The organism is Brooklawnia cerclae (genome assembly GCF_011758645.1).
In the GTDB taxonomy this organism is placed as follows: Bacteria; Actinomycetota; Actinomycetes; order Propionibacteriales; family Propionibacteriaceae; genus Brooklawnia; species Brooklawnia cerclae.
Map to the genome: position 1 here is coordinate 1,064,822 of NZ_JAAMOZ010000001.1, position 15,250 is coordinate 1,080,071.

The window sequence follows — 15,250 nt, forward strand, 5'->3', positions numbered from 1 at the left end:
CCTAGTCGCTGCCTGACCGGCCGAGACGGGTGCGCGGGCCTCAGTAGTAGACGGCGAGTCGGCCGCGCGGGCCCTCGACGACCTCGACCGGGGTGTCGAAGATGGCCGAGAGCACCTCGCCCCGCATGATCTCGTCGGGGGTGCCGAACTGGCAGACCCGGCCGTCCTTGACCGCGCAGATCCGATCGGCGTAGTGGCCCGCGAAGTTGATGTCGTGCAGGACGATGACGACGGTTCGTCCCAGTTCCGCGGCGGCCCGGCGCAGGTGCTGCATCATCTGTACGGAATGCTGCATGTCGAGGTTGTTGAGGGGCTCGTCCAGGAGTAGGTACTCGGTGTCCTGGGCAAGCACCATCGCGACGTAGGCGCGCTGCCTCTGGCCCCCGGACAGCTCGTCGAGGTATCGGCCCTCGATCTCCCCGAGACCGAGGAAATCGATCGATCGGCTGATGATCTGTTCGTCCGCTGCGGTGAGCCGGCCCCCGGAATACGGGAAGCGTCCGAAGCCGACGAGCTGACGAATCGTCAGCCGGGTGACGAAGTGGTTCTCCTGACGCAGGATCGACACGATCCTCGCGAGGTCTCTCGAGTTCGTGGACGCGACGTCGTACCCGGCGATCTCGATCGACCCGGAATCCATGCCCAGCAGCCGGCCAATCATGGTGAGCAGGGTCGACTTGCCCGCGCCGTTGGGGCCGACGAGGGCCGTGATACCGCCGGCGGGAATCGTGAGGTCGACCGGGCCGATGGCGATCTCGGCGTTGTAGCTCTTGGCGACAGAACTCAGGGTGATCACAGTCGTCCCTTTCTCAGGATGTGGGCGAGGAAGAAGGTCCCCCCGACGATCTCGATGATGACGCCGACCGATCCCTGGGCGTAGAAGACGTTCTTGAGCACGAAGTAGGCGCCGCCGAGGACGACGAAACCCGTCAGCCAGGCGACGGGGAAGACGTAACGGTGATCGTGGGTGTCGGCGAGCTGGTAGGCGATCATCGCGACGAGGAATCCGTAGAAGGTCATGGGGCCCACCAGTGAGGTGGACACGGCCATCAGCACCGAGACGAGAAGGAGCACGGCGATCGTCTGCCGCCGGTGGTCCACCCCGAGGTTGACCGCGGTCTCGCGGCCCAGCGCGAGGACGTTGAGCTGCCTCGCCCGGAGCCACAGCACCCCGCCCGCCACGGCGGCCAGCGGGATCGAGATCGCGAGGTAACTGGCGTCCGCGTTGGCGATGCTGCCGATGAGTCGCGCGGTGAGCACGTCGAACTCCGTCGGAGTCAGGAGGCGCTGCATGAACGTCGAGAGTGCGCCCAGACCGCCACCGAGGATGATGCCGATGAGCAGCATGATCTGGAGGTTCCCGTACTTGCCCGACAACAACCAGCCGTACAGCATCGCGGCGAAGGCCACCATGAGCACGACCTGGCCGATGAACTGCCAGACACCCTGGATGATCGTGATCCCGGCGACCCCGAAGAAGAACACGGCCCCGGTCTGCACGACCCGGTAGAGCGATTCGAAGCCCATGATCGACGGCGTGATGATGCGGTTGTTCGTCACGGTCTGGAAGCTGACGGTCGCCAGCGCCTGGCAGAACGCGACGACGGTGATGATGACGAGGTTGGTGGCTCGCAGTTCGGCGATGCGCCAGAATCCCGTGCTGCCGATCGGCATCGGGTTGTCCCAGGCGAGGTTGCCCAGCGTGATGAGCACCGTGAGGACGGCGAGCGCCACCACGACGACGAGATAGCGTCGTCCCGCCCGTGCGGTGGGCAGTGCGCCGGAGCGACGCTCACCCGTGAGCGGAGTCCGGCCGGGCGCCGGCGTCTGTTCGAGTGCCGGAGCCTGCTCGTGTGTCAGCGTCTGCTCAGCCACGGCGACGCTGCCTCAACAGGAGCCCGATGAAGACGACCGAACCCAGCATCGCGAGGATGAGGGCCACCGGCACCTCGAACGGCATGACGATGACGCGCCCGATGATGTCGCACACGGTGACCACGCTGATGCCCAGCAGGCACACCCACGGCAGGTTCGAGCGGAGGTCGTCTCCGCGGAACAGGGAGACGATGTTGGGCACGATGAGCCCGAGGAACGGGAGGTTGCCGACGACGACGGTGACGATGCCGGTCGCGGCGGCGATGAGGCCGGTGCCGAGGAGCACGACGCGGTTGTAGTTCAGGCCGACGTTGGTGGCGATGTCCTGGCCGAGCCCGGCCACGGTGAAGCGGTCGGCGGCGATGAACACCGCCACGACGACCACTGTGACGGCCCACAGGGGCTCGTACTGGCCTTGGAGCACCGAGGTGAACGAGCCGAGGAACCACACGCCCATGCTCTGCAACATGTTCGTGGACAAGGCGATGAAGGTGGAGACGGCGCCGACCACCGCGCCGAGCATCATGCCGACGATCGGGACGATGATCGACGACCGCAGTGTCACCCGGCGCAGGAAGGCGAAGAAGGTCATCGTCCCGAGGAAGGCGGTGATCACCGCGCCGATCATCTTCACCAGCAGCGGCGCCTCCGGGGCGACGATCATGACGATGAGCAGCCCGAGCCCGGCCCACTCCGTGGTGCCGGTCGTCGTCGGCTCGACGAAGCGGTTCTGCGTGAGCTGCTGCATCACCAGTCCGGACATCGACATCGCTGCTCCGGCCAGGATGAGCGCGATCGTGCGCGGTATGCGGGTGATCACGAACATCTCGGCCCCGTCGTCGGCGCCGAGGACGTCGTAGACGCCGACGAACAGGGAGAGCACGACCAGCCCGGCCGTGACAGCGAGGCCGATGAGCAGTGGCCAGGTGAGCAGGCGACCCTTCGGGGTTCCGGACCGGACGGGAGGCGCCGCCGAGGGCGGTGGCTGCGCCGGAGCGGAGGCGGCGCTGATGAGCGGTTCAGTCATGTGTGGCCTGTGGTCTGCGTGTCGGTCGGATGCGGATCGGGGCTGCTCCTTTCGACAGGCTCAAGGAGCGAAGTCTGCGAAGGCCCCTTGAGCTTGTCGAAAGGGGTTTCCGTGAGCCCGTCGAGGGGAAGGCTCCTTGAGCTTGTCGAAAGGAGGGAAGGCCCCTTGAGCCCGTCGAGGGGAAGGTCCCTTGAGCTTGTCGGAGGGAAGGTCCCTTGAGCCTGTCGAAAGGTCGCCGGCCGCCCGGCGTCACATGACTGCCGGGCGGCCGGGCGTCCCGAGCCTGCCCGTCAGTTGCTTTCCAGGGCGTCGGCCAGCGAGTTGAAGAAGGTCGTGTACGTCTGGATGCCTTCGTTCACGTAGGTGTACTGCGGCATGTAGATGATGCGGTCCTGCGTGACGGCGGTGACGTTCTGCAGCGCGGCGGAGTTCGCGATCAGTTCGTTCGCCGGGGTGTACGACTCGCCCGAGTTGGCGCTCACCGCGGCGTCACGGTCCATCACGAGGATCCAGTCGGGGTTCGATGCGGCGATGGCCTCCACCGAGATGTCGTCGCCTTGGTGGTCGCTGGAGCCCTCGGCTTCCAGTGCGGGGGTCAGGCCGAGGATCTCGAACACCGGGCCGAGCGTGCGTCCGGTGTCGGGGGCCGCGTAGTTGATCTCTCCGCCGGAGGTGATGACCGCCATCACGGTGTCGGACGAGTCGTAGGCGGCCTGCACACGCGCGATCGACGCGTCGAAGTCGTCGATGAGCTGCTGCGCGTCCTCCTCGTGGCCGAAGATCTGACCGAGCACCTCGACCTGCCGCTTGAGTTCCTCGTCGAAGGGCTCTCCGTCGCGCGGATCGAGTTCGATGATCGTCGCTTCCGGGACGAGTGTCGTCAGGTCCTCGTAGTACTGGCTGAAGCGCTGGCCGTTGAGGATCAGGTCGGGTTCTGCGGCCACCACGGCTTCCAGATCGGGCTCGGTGTGCGAGCCGAGGTTCACGATCGAGGAGTCGGTCTTGTAGGGGTTGTCGGCCGGGATGAGTGTGACCGGCGCGGCGGCGAGCGTGATGCCCCAGTCCGACAGGGTCTCGAACAGGCGGTTGTCGGTCGCGATCACGCTCGTCGGCGGCACGCTGATCGTGTACGTGCCGTGGTTGTCCTCGATCTCGACGGACGTGGGTGCCGCGCTGCTCGCCTCCGTCGTGGAATCCTCGCCGGAGGCACAGCCTGCGAGAGTCAGTGCCAGCGCGGTGGAGGCGGCGGTGAGCGCGATGAATCGGCGGCGTTGTGCAAGTTTGGTCAAGGGAACTCCCAAGTTCATATGGCGACATCGGTGTTGTGTCACGACCGACAGGACATCGGTGAACCGCCCTGGACCCGGTGACCGGGTCCGGCAACTCAACCATTACTAAGTTTAGGCTATCCTAAGTAGGTGTCAATCTGCTGTTGCCACGTGTGACCGCCGACGCTCGGGTCACCCTCATGGGTGACGGCGAGCTGTCACCTCTCGGAGTTTTTGGTGAGGTTAGGCTTGCCTGCGCAACATACAGGAGTCGTGTCGAGTTCAGATAGGTGGTCTCACATCCATGGCCGCGTTCGCCCTGACCCGTTGTCCTCTGCCCCTCCAGCGCCGGCGCGTGGCCGTGCACCATGTGGCCGACCTCACCCCGTCGTACCGACGGATCCGCTTCGCCGGTGAGGAACTGGCAGGATTCCGGACACCGGGTGCTGACGACCACATCCGGATCTTCTTCCCGCCGAAGGGTGAGCCTCTCCCACCGGCCGAGGGTGAGGGAATGCCTGCGGGGCTGGCCAGTCGCGAGTTCACCCCGGCGGTATGGGACGCCGAGAACGGCATCCTGAGCATCGACTTCGCGCTGCATGCCGATGGTGTCGCGTCCGGCTGGGCATCGTCCGCGCGAGTGGGTGACGAGGTGTTCGTCGGTGGGCCGCGCGGATCGCTCCTCGTCGAGGGTGCGCCCGACTGGTGGCTCCTGGCGGGGGACCTGACGTCCCTGCCCGCCATCCGCCGCCACCTGGCGGCGGTCGCCTCGGGGACCCCCGTGGACGCGATCGTCTGGTCGGACGATGCCGCCGACGAGCAGGAACTGTCGAGTCCTGGGGACCTGACCGTGAGGTGGGTACACCCCGAGCCCGGATGGCCCACCGGCGACGTCACAGCGCTTGTGGCGGCGCTCGCCGAGGTGCCGCGTCGCGACGGCGAGGGGTTCGCCTTCGTCGCCGCCGAGCAGGCGATCGTCTCCCCGGCCCGGCAACTCCTCGCCGAGCGAGGCGTCGACCTCGATCGCGCCGTGGTGAAGGGCTACTGGAAGCGCGGCGTCGCCGAGTACCACGCGCCCCACGGCCCGGCGGGACGCCCGGGCGCCTAGGGAAACGCTGATCAACGATCCCTGAGCCTGTCGAAGGGGCGTGGAACTGTCATCCGGCGACGGGTTTCGACAGGCTCAGCCAGCGTTGCCCGCATTGATCAGCGTTTCCCTAGCTGTACTTCCCTGTGAGGTTGTGAACGCGGGTTGAGGGGGTCTGGCCGCCGATCCCGGTGTGGGGTCGGTGGTGATTGTAGTAGTGGAGCCAGTCGGTGTAGGCCTGTTCGCGTTCGGTCTCGCTGGTGTAGGGCATGGCGTAGGCCCACTCGGCTGCCAGGGTGCGGTTGAACCGTTCGACCTTGCCGTTGGTCTGTGGCCGGTATGGGCGGGTTCGCTTGTGTTTGATGTCTTGGCTGAGGGCTTCAGCGAAGGCGTGAGAGCGGTAGCAGGCACCGTTGTCGGTCATCACTGCGCTCACCCGGATTCCGAGGCTGGTGAAGAACGCGTTCGCGCGGATCCAGAACCCGGCAGCGGTTTCTTTACGCTCGTCATCAAGGATTTCTGAGTACGCGATCCGAGAGTGGTCATCGACAGCGTGGTGGAGGTATCGGTAGCCGCGTGAGGGGGTTGCTTTCGTTCGAGCAGCGCGTACTCGGGATACCGCCACGGCCCTGGCCTGGTCGGAATCGCGTCCGTGGACCCGCCAGCCTCCGCCGTCGGGGAGCCGGCCGAGTTTCTTGATGTCGACGTGGACCAACTCTCCGGGGGTGTTCTTCTCGTAGCGGCGTGGCTGGGGTCGACGCACCGGCAGACCCGTGGCCTGATCCAGATGGGCTAACAGCGGCATCTGGTAACGGGCCAGGACCCGCCCGACAGTGGAACGAGGTATCCCCAGGTGATAGCCGATGCGGTGGGGACCCCACCGATGGGTGAACCGTAACCCGATGATCCGACGTTCCGTCCGTGTCGGCAGGCGGGCTGGGCTGTGGTGAGGACGCGAGCTACGGTCGGTCAACGGCAACCCAGCCCGGTACCGGTCAGCCCACCGCTTCGCGGTCACTGGAGCGACCTGGAACCGCTCCGCCGCACGGCGCAGGCTCCACCCGTCCTCCACAATGCAGCGGGCAAGCCGGACACGGCCAGCAGGGGTCAGTGGTGCGTTAGCGTGGGTCACGGAGGCCTCCGGTTTCAGCGATGCGAGTGTGGTAACCCACATCCTGCCGGAGGCCTCCCCCTCAACTCAGCCATTCACAACGTTCCGAGGAAGTACACCTAGCGTCCCCGGCGTCCGGGAATCAGCCTCGCGGAGTTGAGGATGAACGCGGACTCGCTCCCCACGTGGACGATGCTCGCCGCCAACGGCCCGAGAACGCCGAAGCCCGCCAGGACCATGCCGAGCAGGTCGACGGCTATCGTGCCTGCGACGTTGGCCATGATGATCCGGCGGGCACGGCGTGAGGTGCGGATCGTCGAGGTCAGGTCGTCGAGGTCGGAGCTGATGAGGACGATGTCGGCGCTCTCGCGTGCGATGTGCGTGCCGCTGCCCATGGCGATGCCGACGCCGGCCAGTGCGAGAGCGGGAGCGTCGTTGACGCCGTCGCCCACCATGGCGACACGCCGCCCGGCGGCGACCTGGGCCTCGATCAGCCGGGACTTGTCCGCGGGGAGCAACTCGGCATGCACCTCGTCCATGCCGAGGGTCCGGCCGACCGCTCGGGCCGCGGCTTCTGCGTCGCCGGTCATCATCACCGTTCGCAGCCCCATGCCGCGCAGTTCGTCGATGCACCGGCGCGCCGATTCCCGGACGGCGTCGGCCAGCACGATGGTGCCCGCGTACGCGTCGCCTATGGCCACGTGCACCCAGGTTCCGGGCAGGGACGTGCCGGGTGATGTCACGCCCTGGACGTCGGCGGGTGGCGTCCACGCGGAGGCCTCGGGGACGAGTTCCGCGTTGCCCACTCGCACACACCGGCCGTCCACCGTTGCTGTGAGGCCACGGCCCGGCTGGTAGCCGAAGTCCGACGGGGTGTGCGGGGTGAGTCCCTCGTCCCGGGCATGGGCGAGGATCGCCGCGCCCAGGGGGTGCTCGGACAGCATCTCCGCACCGGCGGCGGCCTGGAGCACCTCGGTGACGTCGAATCCCTCGGCCGGGACGACCCCGGTGACGACCGGCTGGCCTCTGGTCAGGGTGCCGGTCTTGTCGAAGACCACGGTGTCGATGCCCGAGAGCAACTCGAGATGCGTGCCGTCCTTGACGAACGCCCCCGCCCGCGCGGTGCGCGCGATGGCGGCGAGGATGGCCAGGGGAGTGCCTGCGGCCACACCACAGGCGCCCGCCACGATCACCACCGAGATGGTCGCGCGGAGATCGCGGGTGATCAGGTAGGTCACGGCGGCGGCGGCGAGCGCCACATAGACCAGGAGCCCGGCGATCCGGTCGGCCAGCCGCTGAACCGGGGCCTGCGATCCCTGGGCGGCCCGGACGGCGGCCACGATCTGGCCGTAGGACGACGTCTCGCCGACACGCTCGGCCACGACACCGATGGCGCCCAACTGGTTGACCGAGCCCGCGAACACGGAGCTGCCGTCCGAGACGTCCACCGGAAGCGGCTCGCCGGTGATGCGGGACTGATCGACGCTGGAGGCGCCGTCGATCACCGTTCCGTCGACCGGGATCCTCTCACCCGGGAGCACGGACAGGACATCGCCCTCCACGACCTCGTCCAACGGGGTGTCGCACACCTCGTTGCCGCGCCGCACGTGCACGCTGGAGGGTAGGAAGGCCAGCAGTTCGCTCAGCGCGTCACGGCCCCGGTCGACGCACAGGTCCTCGAGGATCTCGGCCGCCAGGACGAACACGGTGATGGTGACGGCCGTCACCCACTCGCCGATGAGCGCGGCGGCGGCGATGGCGATGAGCATCGACAGTTCCATGCTCATGCGTCGAGCACGCACGTCCTGCCAGGCCTCGACGACGATCGGCCAGCAGCCGACCACGAGCCCGGCCCCGGCGAGCAGTGGCGTCGTCCACCACCAGGCGCCGAGCCCCGACGAGAGCGCGGCGAGCACGCCCAGCACGGCCACGGCACCGAGTCGGGTCAGGTCGCCGCGATCGATCCTCGCCCACAGGGACGGGGTCGGCGGCGTGCCCTGGCCGGGCTCCGTGCCGGGGATCGTCCCGGCCTCAGCGCTGCTCACGGCGCGTCCGATCGCTCGTCCCGGCTGTGCCGCGGTGGTGGCGCGGCCAGAAGTCGATCACATGCTCGGCCTGGAAGATCGCCTGGCTCACCAGTAGCTGGGCGTGCTCGTCAATCAGGCTGTAGTAGGCGCGCGTCCCCTCCTGACGGGTCTGGACGACCTTGGCCCATCGCAGCTTGGCCAGGTGCTGCGACACGGCCGTCGGTGCCTTGCCGACGCGGTCGGCCAGCTCACCGACCGACAGCTCGCCGGAGCTGAGCGCGAGGATGATGCGGATTCGGGTGGGGTCGGACAGTAGGGAGAACACCTCGGCGGCCAGTTCGACATACTCGCTGCGCAGGTCGAACCGTGCGGGATCGAACTGCGCTGCGTCGAACCGTGTGGTGCTCGCTTCCGGGGCTTTTGTGGGCACGGCGTCCGGGGCGGTGAGCGTTCGTGTCTGCATATCTGCATCCATGCGCAGATAATAGCGGCATCAGGGAAGGCTGTCCTACCCTTCGACAGGCTCAGGGGCGTTTGTTGGCCTGTTGTCTCAGTGGCCGGACGATCGGTTCTCCGCTCGCGACCGCGCGACCCAGCCGAAGAAGTCGTCGGCCGAGAAGACCGGCTTGGCGTATTCGCCGGCCTTGCGGGCCTTGCCGGACTGCGTTCCCACCTCGGCGACGACGAGGGCCTCGCACCGTGTCCGGGAGACATTGGCGGCCCAGCGGAGCCCGAGCCCGGTCACCAGGTGTTCGAGTTCGCCCTTGCTCATCGCGCGGCCGTCCGGGTCGTGGACGGTGCCGGTGAAGCAGACGCGTGCGCCCGGCACCAGGACGTCGTCGATCGGCGCACGCCGGGAGCCGTGCTCCCGGCCATCCACCAGCGCGATCCCGAACAGCTTCTCCAGTTCCCCGATCCGTGCCCCCAACACGGGAGGAAGCCCGATCGCCCCTTCGACGGCCGACGCCAGGCGACCGCCGACCACGCCGCGCAGTGCGAGGGGGTCGAGGTCGTCGATGCCCGATCCCAGCAGCGACCCGGCATCAGCCGCGCTGCGTCCGTCGAGCAGGACGGCGCTGATCGCACGGCTGACGGTCAGCAGCGCAGACAGGGTCGGGGCACGGGACGACACCGGCGGCGCGGCGTCCGGGTCGCGGGTGAGCAGGTATCCCATGCCGGACGCGTCGTTGTCGTCCGGCTCGGATTCGTACGCCTCGAAGGGACCGGCGCTCGCGTCCTCGATGCCGGTGCGGGTGCGGATCGCCAGAGCCGCCCGTGCGCGCTCCAGCGCTCGTCCCGCTCGCAGCCCGCCACGCTCGGCGGCCGTCAGGGCCGCGGTGGGCAGGTCGATGCCCAGCGGCAGGGGGCGGACGACGCCCAGCCGCTTGAGCTCGAAGTCGATCAGCCCCAGCGCCTCGTCGGTTCCCACACCCACGGGCGTGGCTCCTTCGAGCACCGGGCCGAGCACCGACCACGCCTGTGCCAGCGTCGGCGCCAGCAGGATGTCGGTGACAGATATGCCGTAGTCGTCCCTGGCATTTGCGAGGTCGCGGCAGGGATTCACCAGTGTGCTGATCGCGGAGCCGTCGTCGAATGCCACGGCGATCTCGACGGGCCGGGGACGCGACATCCGTCCCTCCTCGCCGACCGTCAGGATGCCCACGGCGCAGTGCCGCAGCGGCTGCGCGTCCGAGGTCGACTCGCGCAGGAAACGCACGACGCGCCGGTCGGTCTTGAGGTCCTTGGCGAGCACGGGCCGTTTCAGCACGAGCCCGTCCATCGAGGTGCACCGGCTCAGCGCGACGTACACCTGTCCGTAGTCGAAGGCGCCTCCGGTCAGGTCGACGACGAGCCTGTCGAGCGTCTGACCCTGGCTCTTGTGGATGGTGATCGCCCAGGCGAGCTTGAACGGCAACTGGGTGAACGAGCCGATCACCTCCCGGCGAAGGCTGCCGCCGTCCACGACCGGCCTTGTCGCCTCCCAGGTGTGTTCGCTGAACTCCGCGGTCGACCCGTCCATGAATTCTGCGACGACTTGCGGGCCGTCGTCCCCGTCACGGACCTCGGCGATCCGGCCGAGCGTCCCGTTGGCCCAGGCACCGCCGGGATCGTTGGTGAGCATCATGATCTGGGCACCCGGCTTGAATCGCAGCACCCGATCGACAGGGGCGTCGAACAGACCGAGATCGCCCGACTGGCGCGCGTGGTGCTCGATCTCGTCACCGGGAAGGCGGGCGAGTTGCTGGCGGTTGCGCGCGTCGACGATCCGGTTCGTGGGTGCCAGGGTGAGCCAGAACTCGTCGTCCGGAGGCACGAAATCGGGGTCGGTGCGCGCGTTGAGCTCGTCCCGGGCCTGCTCGACGAGCACTCCCTCGCGGATCGCGTTGAGGATCGAGGTCATCCGCTGGTCGCCCAGCTGCCGGAACACCGTGGTGAGCGCGACGGTGGGGAAATCGTCCCGGCTGAACCGGTCGGCAGAGAAGAAGTACGGCGTCGCGTAGCGGGTGGTGAAGAAGTCGGCCTCGGGGTCGGTCACGACCGGCGGCAGCTGGAAGAGGTCACCTACGAGGACGACCTGTACCCCGCCGAACGCGGTGCCCGGCCTGGGGCCGAATCGTTCGAGGGCCGCCACGAGCATGTCGAACGTGTCCGCGCGCACCATGGAAGCCTCGTCGACGATCAGGGTGTCGAGCGAGGCGAGAGTCTTCGTGAACTGGGTGGGTCGATAGTCGCCGCCGATGACGTCGTCCAGGCCCGTGCTCGTACCGAATCCGAAGAGCCGGTGGATCGTGTAGCCGTCGACGTTGAGCGCGGCGATGCCGGTCGGTGCGGCGACCACCACGCGCCTGGAGGTGTTCGCCATGTAGTGGCGGATCAGCGTCGACTTGCCGGTGCCCGCCTTGCCCGTGAGGAACAGATTGCCGCCGGCATCCAGGATCGCCAGCGCGCGTCGGAACTCCTCGGTGAGGACGATCTCCCCAGTCGTCATCGGTGTCCTTCCGCCCACCGGCGTGGGCGAGGCGCCGTGCCCGGCCGGCGCGTCATGGTCGTCCGGCAATGCCCTATGACCGAACCGTACAACCCAGGTCGGACGGTGAGCCGCGAGCCAGGGCGGCGGTCGTGGACGGCGAGGCCGGGTCGGCGTCCTCGGCCCGGTGCCGCGTCAGCTCCGCGTCGGGTCGGCGCCGCGGGGCGCGTCCCGGGTGGGTATCACTCCCAGCAGCAGGGTGACCAGGCCGATCTGGAGCAGGCCGAGGACGAAGTAGATGTGCTGGAGCCAGGCGCCGCCGCCGATGACCGTGACCTCGCCGTAGATCCAGCACACCATCGTCACTCCGGCGACGAGGTGGAAGAAGGGGTACCAGGCCGACTTCAGTAGCGTCACGACCGCCGCCACGAGTTGCGTGCCGCCGACCACGCCGCCCAGTAGCAGCACCGCCAGCCAGTAGCGACCTTCGAACGGGGTGCCCGCCAACAGGTCGGTGCCGAAGAAGGACGGTCCCGCGATAGCAATTCCTCCCGCGCCGCCCGCGCACCCGAGGACGTTGGCGACGGCGAGGACGAGCAGGATCGTGCGCAGAGTTCGGATGGGCGGCCTTTGGTCGTGGGCATCGGGCATGACGGCTCCTGGGATGCGGTGGCACTCGGAGAGCTGATCGCTCCGATCGGGGATCAGCCTAGGGTGCGAGGCGCTGGTGCCCATGCGCGGGGGCGCGGCGTCTGAGCGGCTGGTGCCAGCTGGCCACATGCAGTTAACGCAGTGTTCTTTCCCTTATCGCTTACAGGTCGCCAGGGAGAGTGCGTGATCGCTCCCGGTCCGGTACGTTCGTGGCGCTGCTGTTGGACGCGACCCTGCCGAGCGCAAGGCGAAACCCCTCATTCTCGGCATCGGACGCGAAACGGGCGAACCGTCGCGGCTACCCCGCCGCAGAGAGGATCACCATGTTCGCGGTGGTCGGTGCAGGAAAGAGAAACAATGCTGCGCGAGCAGCCGTGGTGGGACTGCTCGGCCGACATTCGGAGGTCGACGGGTGAGCGAAAGTCCTTTCGCGGAGGTTCGTGCCGCTGAGCGTCGCCGAAAATGGCGCATCAGGCTCGCTGCACTGGCGGGTTTGGCGATCATTGTGGTCGCGATCGCGTGGGGCGCCGCCTCGGTAGACCTACCACCGCAACTCGTAGTTACCGCCGAGCCGCAACACACGGTAAGCGACGAAGTGGATGAGTCATCGCCCGGGAACAGTGATTCCACGCCACGGCAGGCCCAGGAGCTGTCGACTGTGCAACCGATCTCCTCCTCCGACGACACGGTACCCGCGTTGTCCATTCAGCCTCAGCCACCGACCGCTCCACTCGAATCCACGCAGCCCGTTTCACCATCGTCTCAGCTCTGTGGGCCGGGAGCGATTGGTTGCGGAAGTGGGAATGTCACGAGGATTGAGGGATTTGCGGTGTCGAACGCCGAGGGGCAGATCGTCGACTACGGCCCCGGTGACTGCGTGGCATCGGCCACCGGCAGTAACTCGCCAACGTCGTACTCGCTGGTCGACTGCTTTTCACCTGGTGCGGAGTTCATCAGTGGAGTCGTCCCAGTGACCGGGGATGTGCTCGCCGATCAACTTGGGTCGACCGCATTCGTCTTCGAGCACTGTTTCGCCGAAAGAGCGTCTGGATGGCTGCAAACCGACAGCGGAACTCTCGTGTGGAACCTCACTGCCGCCAGCATCAATTCGTCGATCGGGCCAGAGTGGAACCGCGAATGGAATATGGAGACGCCGGAAGGTATCTCATCGGCGAGGCTCGCTGGCGATCGCATCGTGTGCCTGATCGTCCTGTGAGCCTTGACCGTCGCTAGACCCCTCACGTGCCGTTGCCCCCTCGGGTACTGTCGCAATCGACACTCGTCGTCCCCGGGACGAAGCCCCTCACAAGCCAGGCCCCTGGACGCGACCCCTCACGCGCGGAGCGGCCGGGAGCCGCTCGCGTTCACCGACGAAAGCGAGGCCCGTCATGGAGGAATTGGCGATGCTCGCGGTGATCGGCGTCCTGCTGATCGTCGTCGTGTCCTACTTCGCCCCGAAGCTGGGCATCGCGGCCCCCGTGCTCCTGGTGGTCGTCGGTATCGGCTGCAGTCTGCTGCCCTGGACCCCCGAGCTCCTCGTCGAGCCCGAGTGGATCCTGTCGGCGGTGCTCCCGCCCATCCTGTACGCGGCTGCGGTCAACGTGCCTGCCATGGACTTCCGTCGCGACCTCGGGACGATCGGGGCGCTGTCGGTACTTCTGGTGGTGGCGTCGGCGTTCGGCACCGGGCTGCTGCTGTGGTGGCTGCTACCTGAACTGGGGCTGCCCGCCGCGATCGCCCTCGGTGCGGTGATCAGCCCGCCGGACGCCGTGGCCGCCACGTCCATCGGCAAGCGGCTCGGGCTGCCGCAAAGGCTCGTCACCATCCTCGAGGGCGAGGGGTTGGTCAACGACGCGACCGCGCTCGTGATGCTGCGCACGGCCGTCGCCGCGATCGCCGGCTCGGTGTCGTTCTGGGGAGCTATCGGCGACTTCGCCTTCGCCGTCTTCGTGGGCGTGGCCGTCGGCGCGGCCGCGGGCGTCGTCACCGTGTGGGCGCGCTCGCAGATCCGCCAGCAACCGGTGCTGACCACGGCGATCTCCTTCGTCGTGCCGTTCATCGCCTATATTCCGGCCGAGGAGCTGAACGCGTCCGGCGTGATAGCCGTCGTCACCGCGGGCATCATCACGGGTAACCAGAGTGCGAAACGCTTCAGCGCCCACGATCGCATCACCGAGCGTACGAACTGGCGCACGATCCAGTTGCTGCTGGAGAACGGCGTCTTCCTGCTGATGGGTTTCGAGATCACCGCCATCGTCACCGCCGTGCAGGAGTCGGGGGAGGGGCCGTGGGGCGTTTTCCTCCTCGGCCTGCTCGCGGTGCTCGTCCTGATCCTCATCCGGTTCGCCTTCGTCACCGGATTGATCGTCGTCCTGCGCGGGGGACAGCAACGGGCGAGCGACCGGGCGGAACGCATCGACGCCAGGCTGGACGATCTCGCGTCCCTTCCGACCCACGAACTCGAGCACGGGCGACGGCAGAAAGTCACTCGCATCCTGAGGCGGCGTCACGCCGACGCGACGTTCCTCGCCCAGGAGGGGCTGGACTGGCGCGGGGGAGCGGTGCTGGCCTGGTCGGGGATGCGCGGGGTCGTCACGCTTGCCGCGGCCCAGTCGCTGCCCAGCGATATCCCGCATCGGTCGGAGCTCGTCCTCATCGCGTTCACCGTGGCCATCGTCACCCTGGTGGTGCAGGGAGGAACCCTTCCCGCACTCATCAAGAAGCTCGGCATTCAGGGCACGGACGCGGAGCATGCGCGTCGCGAGCTGGCCCGCCTCGCCGACGAGCTCAACACCGCCTCGGACGCGCTCCTGCAGAACCCGGCGCTGCGGCGCGAGGACGGTCAGCCCTTCGACCCGGCCCTCGTCGAGCAGATGCGCAAGCGGCGCCTGGTCGCCGCTCAGGCCATCGAGAAAATGGTGGGCGAGCACGACCCCGACAGCCCCGCGCGCCAGTTCCGGGAGTTGCAGAGGCTTCTCATCGATGCCGAGCAGACGGCACTGCTGGACGCCCGGGCGTCCGGAACCTACAGTTCCCAGGCGTTGGAGCGCGCCCAGCACCTCATCGACGGCGAGGCCGCCCGGCTGGACGGCGGGCGTCCCCAGTAGAGAAGGCAGTGGAGTGCCGGGGGTCGCCTTGTCCTCGGCGGCATCCTCGGGCGCCCTCATGACCAGGGGACGCCGCCCGGACGACCGGCACGCGTCCTCAGTGGCGAAGGTCCCGAGGCTGCGGCTTCA

General features: G+C 67.9%; 12 protein-coding genes. 3 read left to right on the forward strand and 9 right to left on the reverse strand.

All coding sequences use genetic code 11. From position 1 onward, the window contains the following. Positions 1–40 precede the first annotated feature (40 nt). The 4 genes from FB473_RS05200 to FB473_RS05215 all read right to left on the reverse strand — a co-directional run bounded on the left by FB473_RS05200 (position 41) and on the right by FB473_RS05215 (position 4,191). A complete protein-coding gene (locus FB473_RS05200) occupies positions 41–796 on the reverse strand; it encodes an ATP-binding cassette domain-containing protein (protein WP_167165394.1) in 756 nt (251 codons plus the stop codon). Then, entirely contained in the window at positions 793–1,875 is a 1,083-nt protein-coding gene (locus FB473_RS05205) for an iron chelate uptake ABC transporter family permease subunit (protein ID WP_341770031.1), read from the reverse strand. The genes FB473_RS05200 and FB473_RS05205 overlap by 4 nt, the downstream gene beginning before the upstream one ends. Next, positions 1,868–2,902, reverse strand: a complete 1,035-nt coding sequence (locus FB473_RS05210) for an ABC transporter permease (RefSeq protein ID WP_167165395.1) — start codon at positions 2,900–2,902, stop codon at positions 1,868–1,870. The genes FB473_RS05205 and FB473_RS05210 overlap by 8 nt, the downstream gene beginning before the upstream one ends. A gap of 290 nt (positions 2,903–3,192) precedes the next feature. Continuing rightward, positions 3,193–4,191 (reverse strand): siderophore ABC transporter substrate-binding protein, encoded by a 999-nt coding sequence (locus FB473_RS05215; protein WP_243863479.1) that lies wholly within the window; start codon positions 4,189–4,191, stop codon positions 3,193–3,195. Between the two features lie 283 nt (positions 4,192–4,474). Between FB473_RS05215 and FB473_RS05220 the strand changes: the two genes are divergently transcribed. Next, positions 4,475–5,278, forward strand: a complete 804-nt coding sequence (locus FB473_RS05220; protein WP_167165397.1) for a siderophore-interacting protein — start codon at positions 4,475–4,477, stop codon at positions 5,276–5,278. Positions 5,279–5,387: 109 nt separating this feature from the next. On the opposite strand, the gene FB473_RS05225 is transcribed toward FB473_RS05220, so the two are convergent. From FB473_RS05225 to FB473_RS05245, 5 genes are all read right to left on the reverse strand, one after another. Next, positions 5,388–6,389: an IS481 family transposase gene (locus tag FB473_RS05225; RefSeq protein WP_167165398.1), complete on the reverse strand. Its 1,002-nt coding sequence runs from the start codon at positions 6,387–6,389 to the stop codon at positions 5,388–5,390. A gap of 98 nt (positions 6,390–6,487) precedes the next feature. Further along, on the reverse strand, positions 6,488–8,413 hold the full coding sequence (locus FB473_RS05230; RefSeq protein ID WP_341770032.1) for a heavy metal translocating P-type ATPase: 1,926 nt from the start codon (positions 8,411–8,413) through the stop codon (positions 6,488–6,490). Further along, complete coding sequence (locus FB473_RS05235) at positions 8,400–8,870, reverse strand: ArsR/SmtB family transcription factor (RefSeq protein WP_376837185.1); 471 nt, start codon at positions 8,868–8,870, stop codon at positions 8,400–8,402. The genes FB473_RS05230 and FB473_RS05235 overlap by 14 nt, the downstream gene beginning before the upstream one ends. A 75-nt stretch (positions 8,871–8,945) precedes the next feature. Beyond that, entirely contained in the window at positions 8,946–11,384 is a 2,439-nt protein-coding gene (locus tag FB473_RS05240; protein ID WP_167165399.1) for an AAA family ATPase, read from the reverse strand. 174 nt (positions 11,385–11,558) lie between these two features. Then, a complete protein-coding gene (locus tag FB473_RS05245; protein ID WP_167165400.1) occupies positions 11,559–12,014 on the reverse strand; it encodes a hypothetical protein in 456 nt (151 codons plus the stop codon). A gap of 829 nt (positions 12,015–12,843) precedes the next feature. On the opposite strand from FB473_RS05245, the gene FB473_RS05250 reads away from it, so the two are divergent. Both FB473_RS05250 and FB473_RS05255 read left to right on the forward strand, forming a co-directional pair. Further along, positions 12,844–13,230, forward strand: coding sequence for a hypothetical protein (locus tag FB473_RS05250; RefSeq protein ID WP_167165401.1), 387 nt, complete (start codon positions 12,844–12,846; stop codon positions 13,228–13,230). Positions 13,231–13,402: 172 nt separating this feature from the next. Further along, positions 13,403–15,121 carry a cation:proton antiporter gene (locus FB473_RS05255; protein WP_167165402.1) on the forward strand — a complete coding sequence of 573 codons (1,719 nt, stop codon included), beginning with the start codon at positions 13,403–13,405 and terminating at the stop codon, positions 15,119–15,121. Positions 15,122–15,250: the final 129 nt, after the last annotated feature.

What these genes read in the sequence shown, in the direction of transcription:
- FB473_RS05220 (WP_167165397.1), top strand. Translation starts at nt 4,475, where the DNA reads ATGGCCGCGTTCGCCCTGACCCGTTGTCCTCTGCCCCTCCAGCGCCGG.
- FB473_RS05235 (WP_376837185.1), bottom strand. Translation starts at nt 8,870, where the DNA reads ATGGATGCAGATATGCAGACACGAACGCTCACCGCCCCGGACGCCGTG.
- FB473_RS05210 (WP_167165395.1), bottom strand. Translation starts at nt 2,902, where the DNA reads ATGACTGAACCGCTCATCAGCGCCGCCTCCGCTCCGGCGCAGCCACCG.
- FB473_RS05240 (WP_167165399.1), bottom strand. Translation starts at nt 11,384, where the DNA reads ATGACGACTGGGGAGATCGTCCTCACCGAGGAGTTCCGACGCGCGCTG.
- FB473_RS05245 (WP_167165400.1), bottom strand. Translation starts at nt 12,014, where the DNA reads ATGCCCGATGCCCACGACCAAAGGCCGCCCATCCGAACTCTGCGCACG.
- FB473_RS05255 (WP_167165402.1), top strand. Translation starts at nt 13,403, where the DNA reads ATGGAGGAATTGGCGATGCTCGCGGTGATCGGCGTCCTGCTGATCGTC.